Source organism: Mycobacterium arosiense ATCC BAA-1401 = DSM 45069, from assembly GCF_002086125.1.
Taxonomy (GTDB): domain Bacteria; phylum Actinomycetota; class Actinomycetes; order Mycobacteriales; family Mycobacteriaceae; genus Mycobacterium; species Mycobacterium arosiense.
Genome location: NZ_MVHG01000463.1, coordinates 1 through 229 on the forward strand (window position 1 = coordinate 1; position 229 = coordinate 229).

General features: G+C 69.0%; 1 protein-coding gene. It reads right to left on the bottom strand.

From position 1 onward, the window contains the following. On the bottom strand, positions 1-229 hold a 229-nt coding region (locus BST14_RS32570; RefSeq protein WP_211280893.1), incomplete at both ends, for a hypothetical protein.

Below are 229 nucleotides of genomic sequence, written 5' to 3' on the forward strand. Positions count from 1 at the left end.
CTGCTGGGCCTGGCGCAGATCCTCGGCCAGCAGTTCGCCGGCGCCATTGTGGATAAGTTGGCTGTGGCCATGCTCCAGCGCCTGCCCTGCCAGGCGTAGCGCTTCCAAGTGGCGCCGGCGGGCGCTGAAACCGCTTTCCGCGGTCTGTACGAAGCCCATGCAGGCCTTCAGGTGTTCGCGCAGCAGCTCCAGGCCGGCGCCGGTGCGCGCCGAGAGGGTGATGGTGACG